The sequence below is a fragment of the Halorubrum persicum genome (assembly GCF_002727125.1).
GTDB lineage: Archaea > Halobacteriota > Halobacteria > Halobacteriales > Haloferacaceae > Halorubrum > Halorubrum persicum.
Window position 1 is genome coordinate 1 of the sequence record NZ_NHOA01000143.1, and the last position, 2,109, is coordinate 2,109.

At 76.3% G+C, this 2,109-nt stretch carries 1 protein-coding gene and 1 pseudogene; both read left to right on the forward strand.

What is annotated here, in order from left to right; genetic code table 11:
• Positions 1-52: 52 nt before the first annotated feature.
• A complete protein-coding gene (locus DJ69_RS15420; RefSeq protein ID WP_099256421.1) occupies positions 53-1,381 on the forward strand; it encodes a cobyrinic acid a,c-diamide synthase in 1,329 nt (442 codons plus the stop codon).
• Positions 1,382-1,386: 5 nt separating this feature from the next.
• Positions 1,387-2,091: pseudogene (locus DJ69_RS15425) on the forward strand (CobD/CbiB family cobalamin biosynthesis protein); the annotation flags it as partial.
• Positions 2,092-2,109: the final 18 nt, after the last annotated feature.

The window sequence follows — 2,109 nt, forward strand, 5'->3', positions numbered from 1 at the left end:
ACCGCGTGGCCGACCTCACCGACCGGCTGCTGGCCGAGAAGGGGACTCAGCCGTGAGGGGTTTCGTCGTCGGCGGCACGGCGTCCGGGGTCGGCAAGACGGTCGCGACGCTCGCGGCGATCCGGGCGCTGGGGGACGCGGGCCACGCGGTTCAGGCGGCGAAGGCCGGCCCGGACTTCATCGACCCGAGCCACCACGAGCGCGTGACGGGGCGCCCCTCGCGCACGCTCGACCTGTGGCTGCAGGGGGAGGGCGGTCTCCGCCGGAACTACGCCCGGGGCGAGGGGGACGTCTGCGTCGTCGAGGGCGTGATGGGGTTGTACGACGGCGACGGGTCGAGCACCGCCGCGGTCGCCGAGGCGCTCGACCTCCCGGTCGTGCTCGTGGTCGACGCGAGCGCCGGGATGGAGAGCGTCGGCGCGACCGCGCTCGGCTTCCGGGCGTACGCCGACCGGATCGGCCGCGAGATCGACGTGGTCGGCGTGATCGCCCAGCGCGCGCACGGCGGGCGCCACGCGGACGGGATTCGCGAGGCGCTCCCGGACGAGGTGAGCTATCTCGGTCGCGTTCCCCCGAACGACGACCTCGACGTGCCCGACCGCCACCTCGGGCTCCACACGGGCGACGAGTCGCCCGTGCCCGACGACGCGCTCGCCGCGGCCGCCGAGGGGCTCCGGACCGACCGGCTCGTCGATCTCGCGCGGGAGCCGGCAGGGTCGGCGGAACCGGCGGAACCGGCGGAGCCAACCGGCCCGGTCGGTTCCGCCGACGGCGACCGCCCCCGCGTCGCGGTCGCCCGCGACGACGCCTTCCGCTTCGCGTATCCCGCGACGATCGAGCGCCTGCGCGAGCGGGCGACCGTCGAGGCGTTCGCGCCGACCGCGGGCGACCCGCTCCCGCCCTGCGACGGCGTCTACCTCCCCGGCGGCTACCCGGAGCTGCACGCCGCGGCGCTCGCGGCGAGCCCGGCGCTCGACGACATCGCGAGCGCGGCCGCCGCGGGGACGCCGGTCCTCGGCGAGTGCGGCGGGCTGATGGCGCTCGCCGAGTCGCTGACGACCGCCGCGGGCGAGAGCCACGCGATGGCGGGCGTCCTCCCCGCCGACGTGGAGATGCGCGACCGGTATCAGGCGCTTGACCACGTCGCACTCCGGGCGACGCGGGACGCGCCGACGGCGTCGGCGGGAACGACGCTGCGCGGTCACGAGTTCCACTACTCGGAGGCTGACCCCGCGCCCGACGCCCGGTTCGCCTTCGAGGTGGAGCGCGGGACCGGGATCGACGGCGACCGCGACGGCCTGATCGAGCACCGAACCCTCGGAACGTACTGTCACGTCCACCCGGAGAGTGGGGCGTTCGACGCGTTCTTGGACGGGCTCTGATCCAGATGTCGCCCGCTCCGCTTCTCGGCTCCGCGCTCTCTCCCCTCGCCGCGCTGGCGATCGCGGTCGGCCTCGACCTCGCGGTCGCGGAGCCGCCGGCCCGGGTTCACCCTGTCGCGCTGTTCGGGTCGGTCGTGGGGCGGTTCGACCGGTCGTGGTCGCGTCCCCGGATCGTCGGCGTCGCGGTCGCGGTCGCGCTCCCGCTCGTCGCCGCGGCGGGCGCGGGCGGGATCGTCGCGCTTGCGGCGTCGCCTCCGGCCTCTTCCGTCGCCGCCGCCCTCCCCGCCGTCGTCGCCGGGACGCTCCTCTTCACCACCGTCAGCCTCCGGATGCTGTTGGCGACGACGGCCGAGGTCGCCGGCCTGACCGACTCCGACCCGGACGCGGCGCGGCGGTCGGTCCGGGCGCTCGCGGGACGGGACGCGACGGACCTCTCGCCGGCCGACCTCCGGAGCGCGGCCGTCGAGAGCGCGGCGGAGAACCTCGCCGACGGGTTCGTCGCGCCGCTGGGCGGGTTCGCGCTCGGGGCGACGGTCGGGCTCGCGGCCGGCGGCTCCGGAACCGCGCTCCCGCTCGTAGCTGGAGTCGCCGGCGCGGTCTGGGTGAAGGCCGTCAACACGCTCGACTCGATGCTCGGCTACCGCTCGAAGCCGGTCGGGTGGGCGAGCGCGCGCCTCGACGACGCCGCTATGTTCCTCCCGGCCCGCGCGACCGGCTTCGAGCGGTAG